17 protein-coding genes are annotated in these 14,631 nt (G+C 64.4%); 12 read left to right on the forward strand and 5 right to left on the reverse strand.

What is annotated here, in order from left to right; all coding sequences use genetic code 11:
* Positions 1-7 precede the first annotated feature (7 nt).
* Complete coding sequence (locus tag ACQ6S1_RS06245) at positions 8-691, forward strand: ABC transporter ATP-binding protein (RefSeq protein ID WP_445040329.1); 684 nt, start codon at positions 8-10, stop codon at positions 689-691.
* Positions 688-3,222: an ABC transporter permease gene (locus ACQ6S1_RS06250; protein ID WP_445040330.1), complete on the forward strand. Its 2,535-nt coding sequence runs from the start codon at positions 688-690 to the stop codon at positions 3,220-3,222. The genes ACQ6S1_RS06245 and ACQ6S1_RS06250 overlap by 4 nt, the downstream gene beginning before the upstream one ends.
* Here ACQ6S1_RS06250 and ACQ6S1_RS06255 read toward each other — a convergent pair.
* Positions 3,219-3,461, reverse strand: a complete 243-nt coding sequence (locus tag ACQ6S1_RS06255) for a hypothetical protein (protein WP_445040331.1) — start codon at positions 3,459-3,461, stop codon at positions 3,219-3,221. The two genes, ACQ6S1_RS06250 and ACQ6S1_RS06255, sit on opposite strands and share 4 nt — an antisense overlap.
* 234 nt (positions 3,462-3,695) lie before the next feature.
* Here ACQ6S1_RS06255 and ACQ6S1_RS06260 point away from each other — a divergent pair, with 234 nt between their 5' ends.
* The 5 genes from ACQ6S1_RS06260 (at position 3,696) to ACQ6S1_RS06280 (ending at position 6,883) form a co-directional block, all read left to right on the forward strand.
* A complete protein-coding gene (locus ACQ6S1_RS06260; protein ID WP_445040332.1) occupies positions 3,696-4,478 on the forward strand; it encodes a Bax inhibitor-1/YccA family protein in 783 nt (260 codons plus the stop codon).
* Positions 4,479-4,543: 65 nt separating this feature from the next.
* Positions 4,544-5,086 (forward strand): GNAT family N-acetyltransferase, encoded by a 543-nt coding sequence (locus tag ACQ6S1_RS06265; RefSeq protein WP_445040333.1) that lies wholly within the window; start codon positions 4,544-4,546, stop codon positions 5,084-5,086.
* A gap of 114 nt (positions 5,087-5,200) precedes the next feature.
* Entirely contained in the window at positions 5,201-6,109 is a 909-nt protein-coding gene (locus tag ACQ6S1_RS06270; protein ID WP_445040334.1) for a tellurite resistance TerB family protein, read from the forward strand.
* A 47-nt stretch (positions 6,110-6,156) separates the two neighbouring features.
* The gene (locus ACQ6S1_RS06275) at positions 6,157-6,624 is read left to right on the forward strand and encodes a DUF3597 domain-containing protein (RefSeq protein ID WP_445040335.1); all 468 of its coding nucleotides are present in this window, start codon (positions 6,157-6,159) and stop codon (positions 6,622-6,624) included.
* 79 nt (positions 6,625-6,703) lie between these two features.
* Entirely contained in the window at positions 6,704-6,883 is a 180-nt protein-coding gene (locus ACQ6S1_RS06280) for a hypothetical protein (RefSeq protein ID WP_445040336.1), read from the forward strand.
* 3 nt (positions 6,884-6,886) lie between these two features.
* On the opposite strand, the gene ACQ6S1_RS06285 is transcribed toward ACQ6S1_RS06280, so the two are convergent.
* The 3 genes from ACQ6S1_RS06285 to acnA form a co-directional block, all read right to left on the reverse strand.
* Positions 6,887-7,291: a DUF2794 domain-containing protein gene (locus ACQ6S1_RS06285; protein ID WP_445040337.1), complete on the reverse strand. Its 405-nt coding sequence runs from the start codon at positions 7,289-7,291 to the stop codon at positions 6,887-6,889.
* 273 nt (positions 7,292-7,564) lie between these two features.
* A complete protein-coding gene (locus tag ACQ6S1_RS06290) occupies positions 7,565-8,296 on the reverse strand; it encodes a DUF1223 domain-containing protein (protein ID WP_445040338.1) in 732 nt (243 codons plus the stop codon).
* A gap of 73 nt (positions 8,297-8,369) precedes the next feature.
* Positions 8,370-11,132, reverse strand: coding sequence for an aconitate hydratase AcnA (gene acnA, locus ACQ6S1_RS06295; RefSeq protein ID WP_445040339.1), 2,763 nt, complete (start codon positions 11,130-11,132; stop codon positions 8,370-8,372).
* 93 nt (positions 11,133-11,225) lie between these two features.
* Here acnA and ccmA point away from each other — a divergent pair, with 93 nt between their 5' ends.
* From ccmA to ACQ6S1_RS06320, 5 genes are read left to right on the forward strand one after another with little or no spacing between them, the layout of a single operon-like run.
* On the forward strand, positions 11,226-11,831 hold the full coding sequence (gene ccmA, locus ACQ6S1_RS06300; protein ID WP_445040340.1) for a heme ABC exporter ATP-binding protein CcmA: 606 nt from the start codon (positions 11,226-11,228) through the stop codon (positions 11,829-11,831).
* The gene (gene ccmB / locus ACQ6S1_RS06305; protein ID WP_445040341.1) at positions 11,828-12,496 is read left to right on the forward strand and encodes a heme exporter protein CcmB; all 669 of its coding nucleotides are present in this window, start codon (positions 11,828-11,830) and stop codon (positions 12,494-12,496) included. Before ccmA ends, ccmB begins: the two co-directional genes overlap by 4 nt.
* A 47-nt stretch (positions 12,497-12,543) precedes the next feature.
* Entirely contained in the window at positions 12,544-13,275 is a 732-nt protein-coding gene (locus ACQ6S1_RS06310) for a heme ABC transporter permease (RefSeq protein WP_445041224.1), read from the forward strand.
* On the forward strand, positions 13,272-13,427 hold the full coding sequence (gene ccmD / locus ACQ6S1_RS06315; protein ID WP_445040342.1) for a heme exporter protein CcmD: 156 nt from the start codon (positions 13,272-13,274) through the stop codon (positions 13,425-13,427). Before ACQ6S1_RS06310 ends, ccmD begins: the two co-directional genes overlap by 4 nt.
* Positions 13,424-14,008, forward strand: a complete 585-nt coding sequence (locus ACQ6S1_RS06320) for a DsbE family thiol:disulfide interchange protein (protein ID WP_445040343.1) — start codon at positions 13,424-13,426, stop codon at positions 14,006-14,008. Before ccmD ends, ACQ6S1_RS06320 begins: the two co-directional genes overlap by 4 nt.
* Before the next feature lie 33 nt (positions 14,009-14,041).
* On the opposite strand, the gene ACQ6S1_RS06325 is transcribed toward ACQ6S1_RS06320, so the two are convergent.
* Positions 14,042-14,629, reverse strand: coding sequence for a septation protein A (locus ACQ6S1_RS06325; RefSeq protein WP_445040344.1), 588 nt, complete (start codon positions 14,627-14,629; stop codon positions 14,042-14,044).
* Positions 14,630-14,631 lie beyond the last annotated feature (2 nt).

Below are 14,631 nucleotides of genomic sequence, written 5' to 3' on the forward strand. Positions count from 1 at the left end.
GGACGGCATGGCGATCGACCTCGACGGCGTAGAACTGAGCCTCGGCAGGGGAGCCGGGCGCGTCCACATTCTGAAAGGGGTGTCGCTGCACATAGATAGGGGCCGGAGCGTGGGGCTTACAGGCCCCTCCGGTTCGGGCAAGTCGTCGCTGCTGATGGTGCTGGCCGGGCTCGAGCGCCCGGACGCGGGGAAAGTATCCGTGCTGGGCACCGACCTGACCGCCCAGGACGAGGATGCGCTCTCCCGCTTTCGCGGCCGCCACATCGGCGTCGTCTTCCAGAGCTTTCACCTCATCCCGACCATGACGGCGCTGGAGAACGTCGCCGTGCCGCTCGAACTTGCGGGCGTCGACGACGCGCTCGCGCGGGCCCGGGCGGAATTGGAGGCGGTGGGGCTGAGCGCGCGTGCCGGCCATTACCCGGCACAGATGTCGGGCGGCGAGCAGCAGCGCGTTGCGCTGGCCCGTGCGCTCGCCCCTGGCGCGGAGGTTCTGGTGGCTGACGAACCCACCGGCAACCTCGACGAGGCGACCGGACGGATGATCGCCGATCTGATCTTCACGAAGACGCGAGAGCGCGGCGCAACACTTGTTCTGGTGACCCACGACCCCGCCTTGGCGCGGCGCTGCGACCGTGTGGTGCGGATGCGCTCCGGCATGATCGAAGCGGCCGAAACATTGGTGAGCGCGTGAGCGGATTTCTGCTGTCGCTTCGGCTTGCGCTGCGCGAGATGCGCGGGGGCTTGAGCGGGTTTCGCATCTTCATCGCCTGCCTTGCGCTGGGTGTCGCCTCGATCGCCGGGGTGGGCTCATTGGCGCAGGGCCTGAACGCCGGCCTGTCCCGGGAAGGACGCGCCATTCTGGGTGGTGATGCGGCGTTTGCACTCGTTCACCGCGAGGCAACTTCGGAGGAACTCTCCTTCCTGGAGCAAAAAGGCCGGGTGTCGGCCGTCGCCACGCTGCGCAGCATGACCCGCAGCGAAAACGGCGATGCGGCATTGGCCGAGATGAAGGCGGTCGACGGCGCCTATCCTCTGGCCGGCGACGTGAGGACCGAGCCCCAACGGCCCCTGTCCGATCTACTGGCGGAACGTGATGGCGCATTCGGCGCCGTGGTCGACCCGGCCCTTCTCGGGCGCCTCAACGTGCCGATCGGCAGCCGGCTGAGCATCGGCAGCGCAATGGTGGAATTGCGGGCGGAGCTGATCTCGGAACCCGACGCACTTTCGGAAGGCATCGGGCTCGGCCCCCGCGTCCTGCTCTCACGCGAGGCCTTGGCCGCGAGTGGCCTTTTGGTGCCGGGCAGCCTCGTGCGCTGGAATTATCGATTGGCATTGGCCGATTCATCGGCCGGCGCGCCGCAGGCCATACTGGACGAGGCCAAGGAAGCCTTTCCGCAGGCCGGATGGCGCGCCCGCACGCGAGACAATGCGTCCGAGCGGCTGTCGAACAACATCGCCTTGTTCAGCCAGTTCCTGACGCTTGTCGGGCTGACGGCACTTGTCGTGGGCGGCGTGGGCGTGGCCAATGCGGTCAATGCGTTCGTCGAGAAGAAGCGCGAGACGGCCGCGGTGCTGAAATGCCTCGGCGCGTCGGGTGGGCGTATCTTCGCGATTTATCTGGTGCAGATCCTGATGATCGCATCGATCGGCATCGCCATCGGCCTCATCGCCGGCGCGCTTCTGCCCTTCGCTGTGGAATGGGCGTTCTCCGCCCTGCTGCCCCTGCCCTTCGCGGCATCCGTGGAACCCGGCCAGCTTGTCCTGGCGGCTCTGTTCGGAGTGCTGGTGGCGCTCGTCTTCGCATTGTGGCCCTTGGGGCGCGCCCACGACATGCCGGTCTCCGCGCTGTTTCGCGAACACCTCTCGGAAGGCATGCGCCGCCTGCCCCGCCGCCGCTACATCGTCTTGACGGGCGCCATATTGGCGGCCCTGCTGGCGCTGACGGTGGCAACAGCCTTCGACCGCAAGATCGCTCTGATCTTCGTCGCCGCCGCGATATTGATCCTTGGCCTGCTCCGGCTCGTCGCCTCCGGCATCATCATCCTGGCCCGCCGTGTTCCACGCGCCACTGACACGGCGCTGAGACTGGCCATTGCCAACATCCACCGTCCGGGCGCACTCACGCCCTCGATCGTGCTCTCGCTCGGCTTGGGCATCGCACTGCTCGTGACGGTGACGCTGATCGATTCCTCGATCCGCAACCAGCTGACGGCAAGCCTGCCGGAACGCGCGCCCAGCTTCTTCTTCATCGACATTCCCAACAGCGAACAGTCAGCCTTCAAGACTTTCCTGAACGACAAGGCACCGGGTGCCGAGATCAGCGAGGTGCCGATGCTGCGCGGTCGCATCACGCAGCTGAAAGGACAGAGCACCGAGAATTACCCGGCAGGCGAGGCCGAGTGGGTGCTGCGCGGCGACCGCGGCCTGACCCATTCCGACACCCTGCCCGAAGGCTCCGAGATCACGTCCGGGCAATGGTGGGAACCCGGCCACACCGGTGACAACCTCGTCTCGTTCGAAACCGATCTTGGGCGTGAGCTTGGCCTGAAACTTGGCGACGAGGTTGTGGTGAATGTGCTGGGCCGCGAAATCTCGGCGAAGATCGCCAATTTCCGTACCGTCGACTGGGAGAATCTCGGCATCAATTTCGTGCTGGTGTTCTCGCCCAACACCTTTGCCGGGGCGCCGTATCAATACCTTGCGACGCTGGCGCTGCCGGATGCAGGCGACGAGATCGAACGCACGCTGTTGCGCGACGCGGCGGCGCAGTTTCCCTCGATCATCGCGATCCGCGTCAAGGATGCCCTGGCCACGATCGGCGACGTCGTGGGCAAGCTCGTGCTGGGCATCCGCTCGGCAAGCGGCGTGACGGTCCTGGCAAGCGTGCTCGTTCTCGCGGGCGCGCTTGCGGCCGGTCACAGCTACCGGCTGTACGACGCCATGATCCTGAAAACGCTGGGCGCAACCCGCGCGTCGATCATGACAGCCTTCGGGCTCGAATATCTGTTGATCGGCGCGGCGGGCGCCATCTTCGGAATGGTGGCAGGCTCGCTGTCCGCTTTGGTGATCGTGACGCAGATGATGCGGATCGATTTTCATTTCGACGCCACGGGCATCCTGTCCGTCACGGCTCTGGCCCTGGTTTTGACGCTCATACTGGGATTGGCGGGAACCTGGCGGCTGGTGCGCCACAAGCCGGCTCGGGTGCTGCGGGAACTCTAGAGATATCCCGCCTCCGCCATCAGGCTCTCGGCCCTTTCCTTACAGCGGGACACGGCCTCGTCCCGATCCGCCCACGGACCCGACACCATGCCGAGCATGATCACTTCCCGGGCATCATCGCCAGGGTCATCGGGACTCATCGCACGTTCGAGCGATAGGAATGCTTCCGTGTCGGCCGTGAACTCCACGATGAGGACGCCATCGTGAAAAGCGCTTCTGTCGTCGTCCCAAAGAGCCACGTACTTTCCCCCTTGGTCAGCAAGCGGCCCTTGCCGCAATGGTTCTTTCTGCACCGACAACATCGAGCCTTACCAGCTCGGACTGGAAAATCCACAGGCACCTAACTCGCGCTCTCGTGAGGCGAAAACCGCCGCGAGCCGTAGAACTACGCTTGTTCACAGCACCTCGATTTCCCATATTGCGTGCTGAGATCCCGCGCCACGAATGCGGGGTAACCAAGGGGATGAACGTTTATGGCTAACTTCGACCGCTTCGGGAATGTCGGGATCGACACCCGCGCCCGCACGGAGGCCGGGGTAATCGACCAGGGCCTGCGGTCCTACATGGGCGCCGTTTACAATTACATGGCGATCGGTCTTGCCATTACGGGCCTGTTCGCGATCGGCGCTTTCATGGCCTCGGTTACGAACAACCCGGCCGGCGCTGCTGCTCAAATCCGCGACGGCGTGTATCTGACCGGCATCGGCTATGCGCTGTTCGTCAGTCCGCTGAAATGGGCCGTGATGCTGGCACCGCTCGGCATGGTGTTCTTCCTGTCGGCCCGCCTACACACGATGACGGTATCCGGCGCGCAGATCGCGTTCTGGTCGTTCGCGGCGCTGATGGGCCTGTCGCTGTCGACGATCTTCCTCGTCTATACGGGAACGTCGATCGCTCGCGTGTTCTTCATCACTGCCGCCTCGTTCGGCGCGCTGAGCCTCTACGGTTACACCACGAAGCGTGACTTGTCGGGCCTCGGCACGTTCCTGATCATGGGCCTGTTCGGCCTGATCATCGCGAGCGTCGTGAACCTGTTCATGCAGAGCTCGATGATGCAGTTCGTCATCTCGGTGGCGGGCGTGCTGGTGTTCTCGGGCCTCACCGCCTACGACACCCAGCGCATCAAGGAGATGTACAACGCGGTGGACGACAGCACCATGATGGGCCGCAAGGCGATCATGGGCGCGCTGGCCCTCTACCTCGACTTCATCAACCTCTTCACGATGCTGCTCTCGCTGCTCGGCAATCGCGAGTAAGGGACGATCAGAATCACGAAAAGCCCCGGCATTGTCCGGGGCTTTTTTGTGTGCATTCTGGCGCCATGATCCGTGCCGCCAAATCCGACGACCTGCCCGCCATCGCCCTCATCTATGCCGACGCAGTTCGCACCGGCACCGCCAGCTTCGAGCTGGAGGTGCCGGGTCTGGAGGAGATGACACGGCGCTTTACCGGCCTTACCGAGGGCGGCTTTCCTTACCTGACCGCCGAGATCGATGGCCAGGTGGCAGGCTATGCCTATGCGGGCCCTTTCCGCGCACGGCCCGCTTATGCCTTCACGGTGGAAGATTCGATCTATGTCGCCGAGAACTGGCAAGGCAAAGGCGTGGGCCGTGCCCTGCTCACGGCCTTGATCGCGGCATGCGAAGTGCACGGGTTCCGGCAGATGATCGCGGTCATCGGCGACAGCGCCAATGTCGGCTCGGTGAAGCTGCATGAGCGGGCCGGGTTCGAGATGGTCGGCACCATGAAATCCGTGGGCCGCAAGTTTGGGCAGTGGATCGACACGCCCATCATGCAGCGGCCTCTCGGCCTGGGCGATCGCTCCCTCCCCGATTTCGAGCCGGGCGAGCCGGCGGGCGAATGACCCTATTGAAGCCTCCCTCGGGACGCTTGAACAAAGGTCTGTTTCCTCCATTCCTCGGAACCGAACGGGGTCTGAAAGGCTTTCTCCGCTGCATAGAACAGCAGGAGACAGCCCATGGATCTCGGCTCCATTCTCGACACCATGCTCGGCGGCCAAGCGGGCCGCGGCGGCCTTTCGCGTGGTTCTCAGCCGCGGCCCGGCAACGAAAGCAATGACCTAGGCAGCCTCAGCGATGGTCTTGGCGGCCGCCCGGGAGGCTTCGGCGGAGGGCGTTCCGATTCCGGCCTGCCCGAGGGGCGCGGTGGCTTCGATCTCGGCAGCCTCGGTGGCTTGGGAGGCCTTGGTGGCGCAGGAGGAGGTCTCGGCGATCTCGCCTCGCGCATCCCAGGCGGGCTTGGCGGATTGGCGGCTGGTGGCGGACTTCTGTCCATCCTGCTCGCGGGACGCAACCGACGCTCGGGCGGCGAGCTGCGCGATGGCGGCGGCTTGATCCGCACGGGCGGCCTCGCGATCCTCGGGACCCTTGCCTACAAGGCCTACAAGAACTGGCAGGAGCAACAAAGCGCCGAGGCCGCCGCGCAGCAGACGAGCGTGCCCAACACGCCGCCTCCGGCTGGCAGCGGCTTCCATCTGGACGAGGAAAAGGATCAGGACGGTCGCGAACTGGGCGTCGCGCTCGTGCAGGCCATGATTTCCGCCGCAAAGGCCGACGGTCACCTCGACAGTGAGGAAGGCACCCGCATTCAGGAGCAGATCCGCGAACTCGGGCTGAGCTCCGAGGAGAAGGGCTTTCTGCTCGATGCCATCGGAAACCGGGCGGATGCAGCGGCGATCGCCCGCCTTGCGCGCTCGCGAGAGCAGGCATCCGAGCTTTATGTCGCCTCCCGGGCAGTCATCGGCGATCCCGACACGCCGGAGGAAAAGGCTTATCTCGACCGCCTCGCGGCGCTGCTCGATCTGCCCGCCGATCTCGTTGCGCATCTCGATGCGCAGATCGTCTCCGCGGCCCGCGGCCTCGCCTGATCAACGCTCCACACGCAATCAATGACAGATCCCCACAGGAGGACGATATGAGCATTCTCGGAAAGATCATGAGCTCGATCTTCGGCGGCCGGGCAGAGGCAGCCCCCGCGCCCGGTACGGCACCAAGTGCAGGTACCGGTACGACAGGAACCACGACCAGCGCCTCAGGCGGCGTCGCACAGCCGAACGTTGCGGCGGGTGCTCCCGGAAGCGCGGCCGGCTCCGCAGCCCGCCCGACCGCAGCACCGGCCGGCGGCAATGTCGACGTCGCTGCCGTCCTCGATCAGAAGGTGAAGGAAAAGGGCCAGACCTTGAACTGGCGCACTTCGATCGTCGACCTGATGAAGGCCTTGGATCTCGATTCCAGCCTCGCCGCCCGCAAGGAACTGGCACAGGATCTGAACTACACAGGCGACACCGACGACAGCGCGACGATGAACATCTGGCTGCACAAGCAGCTGATGGCCAAGCTGGCGGAAAACGGCGGCAAGATCCCGGCAGATCTCCAGGCCTGATGAATAAGCGGCCTGCTTCGGCAGGCCGCTTCTCGCTTAAGGGGTGGATAAGTCTCCGCCGCCGCGTTATGGCATTCCAATGAACGACACGACCAAGAACCAGCTCACAGCGCTTCAGGACCGTCTCATGGACGCCCAGCGCTCGCTTCTGCTGCAGGCCGCCGAGGCCGATATGCTCCCCTCCGATAACGCCCTGCGCAAGATCGCAGATCTCGAGCTCGCCATCGGTGCGATCGAGGCTCTGGTCGAGGAAGAATAGGCGCTAGCCGGCGACCAGCCGGACCTTGCGGTCCAACACACCCAAAACCCGATCCAGCTCGTTGCCACGCTTCAGGATCAGACCTGTTGCGGCAACGACGGAATACATGCCCTGCCGGCTGCGCAAAGCGGGGTTCTTCTCGATCCGGTAAAGCGGCATTTCCCCCATGTGGCGGAACAGCGAAAACACCGCCCGTTCCTTCAGCATGTCGATCGCATAATCGCGCGTGTCACCAGCCGCCACCAGGCGGCCATAGACATTCAGGATCTCGCGGAGTTCAAGTCGGTTGAAGGCCACCGCAGTTGGGGGCGGTGTCGGTGATGAAGGCCCGGCCGGACCGTTAGACCGGCGGGCCCGCAGATTTTCTATGGCTTCGACGTCTCCCATACGCACCTCGGATGGTTTCATCGGAACGTCATGATCACCCCGCAGCGCCGCATGCGCAAGCCGCGCCTTACCCTATTTCAGGCGCGAGAGAATTCTTATTTTCGCCGCTGTTCGGCCCTTTGGCCGCCGTACCCGGCCAGCAATATCGGATCGTTGCCTCGGTGCCCGGTCGTTTGACCGTCTTTTTCCAGCCCCCCAGCCCCTGACGGTTGCGCGGCCGGGCCAACCGATCAGCCCGCGAAGATTGCGCGGGTACTAGAAGGGCCGGTTCGCCGGCCCCTTTTTTTTGCCTTGTCAGCGCTCGGAATAGCCGAGAATGGCACCCGGCATGCTGCCGGACCCTCGCTGCACCAACACCGCATAATGATCCGCATCCTTCGGCACGGCTTCGGAATGCGGCACCATGAAATGCACGGCCTTTCCGGCCCAAGCGCCGAGGCGCGTCATCCGCCTAACGACGTTCGTGTAGGTGATCTTGCGGTGTGCATTTTCGCCGCCGGCAATCTCGACGGTCTTGGTGCGGCTTAAGGCAAACAGCCAGACTTCAGCGTCCGGGCTGGCGGGGTGATCCCCAATTTCGACGGCGATCTGCCCGCCGGCCTCTTCGACCTCAATCGGAATCTGCAGAACTTCTGCGCCCGCAAGCGTCTCGTCGATCGCCTTCTCGACAGCTGTCCGGTCACTGCCCACGGCGGGAACGACGCCGTTCACCATGATCTGCGGTGTGTAGACCTTGCGATCGCTGCGAGCGCGGGCATAGGCCCGCTGGCGCGCGGTATGCGCGGGATCGCCGAACGTGTCTTTCCAGCCGAGATAATCCCAGTAATCCACGGGGAAGGTCAGAACCGCGACATCGCCGCGCTTCAGCAGATCCGAAAGGAGGCTGTCAGCCTTGGGGCTCGCCGCGCAGCCCTGGCTCGTGAACAATTCCACGACGGCCCGAGGTTCGGCGACGGCAGAAGTGCCGGCAAACACTGTCGTGAGAGCGAGAACCAGAGCAGGGAGAGAGAGCGTCGATGACGGCATGGTCCGCGCATTCTAGGCCGCTCTCCCGCCCTCGTGAGTCACGAGAGCGAGAGGGAGCGGGCGGAGATGACGATCAGGCCGCGAGCGAACGCAGCACGTAGTGCAGGATGCCACCGTTGCGGAAATATTCCAGCTCTTCATAGGTGTCGATGCGGCACACCAGCGGAACTTCCTTCACCTCGCCTGACGGGAAGGTGATCTTGGCCAGCAGCACGTCGCGCGGCTTGAGCCCCTCGGACAGGCCATGGATCGTGACGGTCTCCACGCCCGTTAGGCCAAGCGATTTCCAGCTGGTGCCGGCGCCGAAGACGAGCGGCACCACCCCCATGCCGACGAGGTTGGAGCGATGGATACGCTCGAAGCTTTCGGCGATGACGGCGCGGACGCCGAGCAGAACGGTGCCCTTGGCCGCCCAGTCGCGCGAGGAGCCGGTGCCGTATTCCTTGCCCGCGAAAACGACGAGGGGCACGCCCTCCTGCTTGTAACGCATGGCGGCATCGAAGATCGGCAGCTTTTCACCAGACGGTTCATGAACGGTGACACCGCCCTCGATGCCGGGAATCATCTGGTTCTTGATGCGGATGTTGGCGAAAGTGCCACGCATCATGACCTGATGGTTGCCGCGCCGCGTGCCGTACTGGTTGAAGTCCTGTGGCCGTACCTGATGGTCGCGCAGATAATGACCCGCCGGGCTTTCCTGCTTGATCGAACCGGCCGGAGAAATGTGGTCGGTCGTGATGGAATCGAGGAACAGACCGAGGATGCGAGCGTCGTCGATGTCCTCGATGGGCTTGGGCGTGGACGTGATGCCCTCGAAATAGGGCGGGTTCTGCACATAGGTCGAGGCATCGTCCCAAGGGAAGGTAAGCCCCTTGGACACCGCGATGGCCTGCCAGTTTTCATCGCCCTTGAACACGTCCGCGTAGCGGCTGGCGAAGATCTCCTTCGTCACGTTCTCGCGGATGTACTCGGCCACCTCCTGGCTGCTCGGCCAGATATCGCGCAGATAGACCGGCTGGCCGTCCGAACCCGTGCCGAGCGGATCGCGCGCCAGATTGACCTGCAGCGAGCCGGCCAGCGCATAGGCGACGACCAGCGGCGGCGATGCCAGATAATTGGCGCGCACGTCGGGGTTCACACGGCCTTCGAAATTGCGATTGCCGGAGAGGACCGCCGCAGCCACCACGTCATGGGCATTGATGGCTTCCGAGATGACCTCCGGCAGAGGGCCGGAATTGCCGATGCAGGTGGTGCAGCCGAAGCCGACGACGTTGAAGCCGAGCTTGTCGAGATCGTCCTGCAGGTTCGCCTTCTCGAAATAATCGGCGGCGACCTGCGATCCGGGCGCAAGCGAGGTCTTCACCCACGGTTTGACAGTGAGCCCCTTGGCGACTGCGTTGCGGGCCAGCAGGCCTGCGGCCATCATCACGCTGGGATTGGAGGTGTTGGTGCAGGAGGTGATCGCCGCAATGACGACATCCCCGTGGCCGATCGTATAATCCTCGCCTTCCACGGGGAAGCGGGCGCCAACTTCCTCGTTCTTCTTGAACTCGCTGCACAGCGCCTCGACGAAGCCCGTCTTGGTCTCGGACAGGAGCACCCGATCCTGAGGACGCTTCGGACCGGCGAGCGAGGGCTCGACGCTGTCGAGATCGAGTTCGAGCAGATCCGTGAATTCCGGATCCGGCGTCTCGGGCGTCCAGAACATGCCCTGCGCCTTCATATAGGCCTCGACCAGGGCGACGCGGTCAGGTGTGCGGCCGGTCTGCGCAAGATAACGAAGGGTCTCGACATCCACGGGGAAGAAGCCGCAGGTCGCGCCGTATTCCGGCGCCATGTTGCCGATGGTCGCGCGGTCTTCCAGCGCCATGTTGCCAATGCCAGGGCCGAAGAACTCGACGAACTTGCCGACGACACCCTTCTTGCGCAGCATCTGGGTGACGGTGAGGACGAGGTCGGTGGCGGTGACGCCCTCGCGCAGCTTGCCCGAGACGCGGAAGCCGATGACCTGAGGAATGACCATGGAGAGCGGCTGGCCGAGCATGGCGGCCTCCGCCTCGATGCCACCGACGCCCCAGCCCAGAACCGATAGGCCGTTGACCATGGTGGTGTGGCTGTCGGTGCCGACCAGCGTATCAGGATAGGCGACGGTCTCGCCGTTCTCATCCTTCGTCCAGACAGTCTGGGCGAGGTTTTCCAGATTGACCTGATGGCAGATGCCCGTGCCCGGGGGTACGACGCGGAAATTGTCGAAGCTCTGCTGCGCCCATTTCAGGAAACGGTACCGCTCGCCATTGCGCTGGTATTCGAGCTCGACATTGTGGGCGAAGGCCTGCGGCGTACCGAACTCGTCGACGATGACGGAATGGTCGATGACCAGATCGACGGGAATGAGCGGGTTGATGCGCCGGGGATCGCCGCCCAGGGCGTTCATCGCATCGCGCATCGCGGCGAGATCCACCACCGCGGGGACACCCGTGAAATCCTGCATCAGGACCCGCGCCGGGCGGAAGGCGATCTCATGCTGGCTGGAGCGCTCCACCAGCCATTCGGCGACGGCGCGAATGTCTTCGGCCTTGACGGTGCGCCCGTCCTCGAAGCGAAGGAGGTTCTCCAGAAGAACCTTCATCGACACCGGCAGTCGGGAAATTCCGGAGAGGCCGTTTTTCTCGGCGTCCTCTAAGCTGTAATAGACATAGGATTTATCACCAGCCGTGAGCGTCTTGCGGCACTTGAAACTGTCGAGGGAAGACGTGGTCACGATGGCGGGTCCTTTCACCGGACATGGGGCCGGAACCTGGACATTCCGGCGGGAAAATACGGGGACGTCGAGCATCGCCTGGGGCGGTTCGGCCGTTCGCGCGCGGATTATAGGGGCTGCCTTCGAATCCTTCCAGAAAAAGCGGTGGCATACCAATGAGGTGCTGCCATGCGTTTGATCGTGGACTGCATTGCTGTGGAGCGCGGGGAGCGGCTGGTTTTGGATGAGGTGTCCCTCAAGGTCGAGCCCGGCGAGGCGCTGGTGGTGACAGGCCCCAACGGCGCGGGAAAGTCGACCTTGCTGCGTGCCCTTGCCCATCTCCTGCCTCTCGATAAAGGCCGCATCGAACTCGGCGGCATGAGCGAGGAAAGTTTGCCGGCCGAGCACATCCATCTTCTGGGCCATGCCGATGGTGCGAAATCCGCGCTGACCTCGCTCGAGAACCTCGCCGCCTGGATCGGCATCCTGGGCGGAGGCGGCATCGATGCCGAACGCGCTCTAAAAACCGTCGGCATCGGCCATGCGGCCGATCTTCCGGCCGCCATGCTCTCGGCCGGGCAGCGTCGTCGCCTGGCCATGGCGCGGCTTCTGGCCTGCCAAAGGCCGATCTGGCTGCTGGATGAACCGGCGACCGCACTCGACACCGATGGTCTGGCCCGCCTCGCCACGCTCGTTGCCGCGCATCGTTCCGAAGGCGGGCTTGTGGTGGCCGCCACGCATTCGGACCTCGGATGGCCGGACCTCAGGCACATGGTTCTGGGGCACGCGGCATGATGACAAGCATTGCGGCGGTGATGCGCCGGGATTTCGTGCTTCTGGTGCGCGCGGGCGGCGGATTCGGCCTGCCTCTTGTCTTCTTCCTGTGCGTGGTGGCGGTGACGCCCTTCGCCATCGGCCCCGATCTCGTTCTGCTGGCACGGATCGGGCCGGCCATGTTGTGGATCGCCGCACTGCTGTCGACGCTTATCGGCCTCGACCGCCTGTTCGGCGCCGACGCGGAGGACGGATCGCTCGATCTTCTGTTCGCGGCGCCGACGCCTCTCTCCCTGATCGTTCTGGCCAAGGTGGCTGCGCATTGGGTGGGAACGGGCCTGCCGCTCGCGGTCGCGGCGCCCTTGTTGGGGCTGCTGCTGAACATGCCGCCGCCGGCGCTCGCCTCGATTTCTCTGACCCTCCTGATAGGTACGCCCGCCCTGACCCTTCTGGGTGCCATGGGCGCGGCGCTGACCGTGGGCCTGAAGCGGGGCGGATTGCTGCTGCCGGTTCTGGTCATGCCGCTGACCGTGCCGACCCTAATCTTCGGCGTATCGGCCACGGAAAATGTTCTTTCGGCGACGCCATCTTTCGCGCCCCTAGCATTGTTGATGGGTGTGACGCTCGCCAGCCTTGTGCTGGCGCCAATCGCCGCCGCCGCGGCCCTGCGAGGAGCACTGCAGTGACCATGCCATTGCCTCCGAAAACCGGCGGAGCTACATCGGCCCGGATGATGTCCGTGATGTCGCTCGCAAATCCTGCGGTCTTTCAATCGTTCGCCGTGCGCGTGGTGCCGTGGCTTGCGTTTCTGACGATCGTGCTCCTGGCTCTTGGGCTGTGGCAGGCCTTCTTCGTGGCGCCGGCCGATTACCAGCAGGGCGACACGGTGCGCATCATGTTCATCCATGTACCGGCCGCCTGGCTGTCGATGTTCGCGTGGTCGCTGATGTCGGCGGCAAGCCTCGGGGTTCTCGTCTGGCGACATCCGCTGGCCGATGTCGCCGCCCAATCGGCGGCCCCGATCGGCGCGGCCTTTACCCTGATCGCGCTGGTCACCGGCTCGCTGTGGGGCCGCCCGATGTGGGGCACCTATTGGGTGTGGGACGCGCGCCTGACGTCGGAGCTCGTGCTGTTCCTGATGTATCTGGGCGTCATCGCCCTGCGCGCGGCGCTCGACGAACCCACGCGGGCGGCGCGTCTTGTCGCGATCCTGACGCTCGTTGGTTTCGTCAACATTCCCATCATCAAATTCTCGGTGGACTGGTGGAACACGCTGCACCAGCCGGCTTCGGTCTTCCGCGCCGGCGGGTCGACCATCCATGCCTCCATCCTCATTCCCCTGATGATCAACGCCGCGGCGTTCACGCTGATGTTCATCACTCTGCATCTGGCGGCGATGCGGACGGAATTGATACGCCGCCGCCTGCGCGGCCTGCGGCTGCGGGCGGCAAGGAGCGGCGCATGAACGAGCATTCCGGCTATATCATCGCGGCCTATGGCTTCACCGCTGTTACGCTTCTGGCTCTGATCGCCTGGAGCTTTCTCCAGCACCGCCGGCAAAAGGCGGCACTGGTGAAGCTGGAAGCGCGGCTTGCACGGCAGGACGAGCAGCCATGACACTGCGGCGCGCGCTTATCATTTTGCCTCTGGCGCTGTTCGTCGCACTGTGCGTGCTGTTCTACGTGCGCCTGTATTCCGGCGACCCCTCACGCATCCCGTCGGCCCTGATCGGCCGGCCGGCGCCGGAATTCACGCTGCCGCCGCTGGAGGGCCTGACCGAGACGAGCGGGAAGCCGGTTCCCGGCCTGTCGCGCGCGGATCTCGGCAATGGCCGCATCACCATCGTCAATGTCTGGGCGTCCTGGTGCGCACCCTGCCGCCAGGAGCACCCGCTGCTGATGCGCCTGTCGGAGCTGGGCCGTGCCCGGCTTGTCGGTATTGCTTACAAGGACAAGCCCGACAATGCCCGGGGCTTCCTCAACGATCTCGGCAATCCGTTCGCCGCGATCGGCATGGATGAGGCCGGCCGTGCCGCGATCGACTGGGGGGTCTACGGCGTGCCGGAGACCTTCATCGTCGGCAAGGACGGGCGTATCGCCTACAAGCACATCGGTCCGCTGACCGAGGCCTCGCTGACCGACATCATCCTGCCGGAAATCGAGAAGGCCGAACGGGGCACGGCACAGGCCAGCCGCTAAGGGCGGCAGCACCTCCTCGACGTCACGGCCTGATCACAGATGCTCCGGCGCGGCCTTTTCGGGGATGGCATGGCGCTGGAGCAGCGGAAACTGGCAGGCGGCGAACAGGAAGGTGAGCGGGAAGACGCCCCAGAACTTGAAGCCCACCCAGAAATCCGTCGAGAAATTTCGCCAGATGACCTCGTTCAACACGGCGAGGAACACGAAAAAAACACCCCAGCGAAGGGTGAGCTTGCGCCAGCCCTCTTCATCCAGAGCAAATGCCGTGTCGAGCACGATGGCCAGCAGCGATTTGCCGAAGGCCAGGCCGCCAAGCAGCACGGCCGCGAACAGCAGATTGACGATGGTGGGCTTGAGCTTGATGAAGAGCTCGTCGTGCAGATAGAGCGTGAGCCCGCCGAACACGAGGACGACCACGCCTGTGACGAGCGGCATGGTGGGAAGGCGCCGCATCATCACCCAGGACACGATGAGCGCCAATGCGGTCGCAGCCATGAACAGGCCGGTGGCCCAAAAAAGATCGGCGCGATTGTTGGCGATGACGAATACGGCCAGCGGGCCGAGTTCGAGCGCGAGCTTCAACAGCGGGTTGAGGTGCTTCGGAGTTGTCGAAGGGTTCATGT

The organism is Terrihabitans aquatilis (assembly GCF_052542005.1).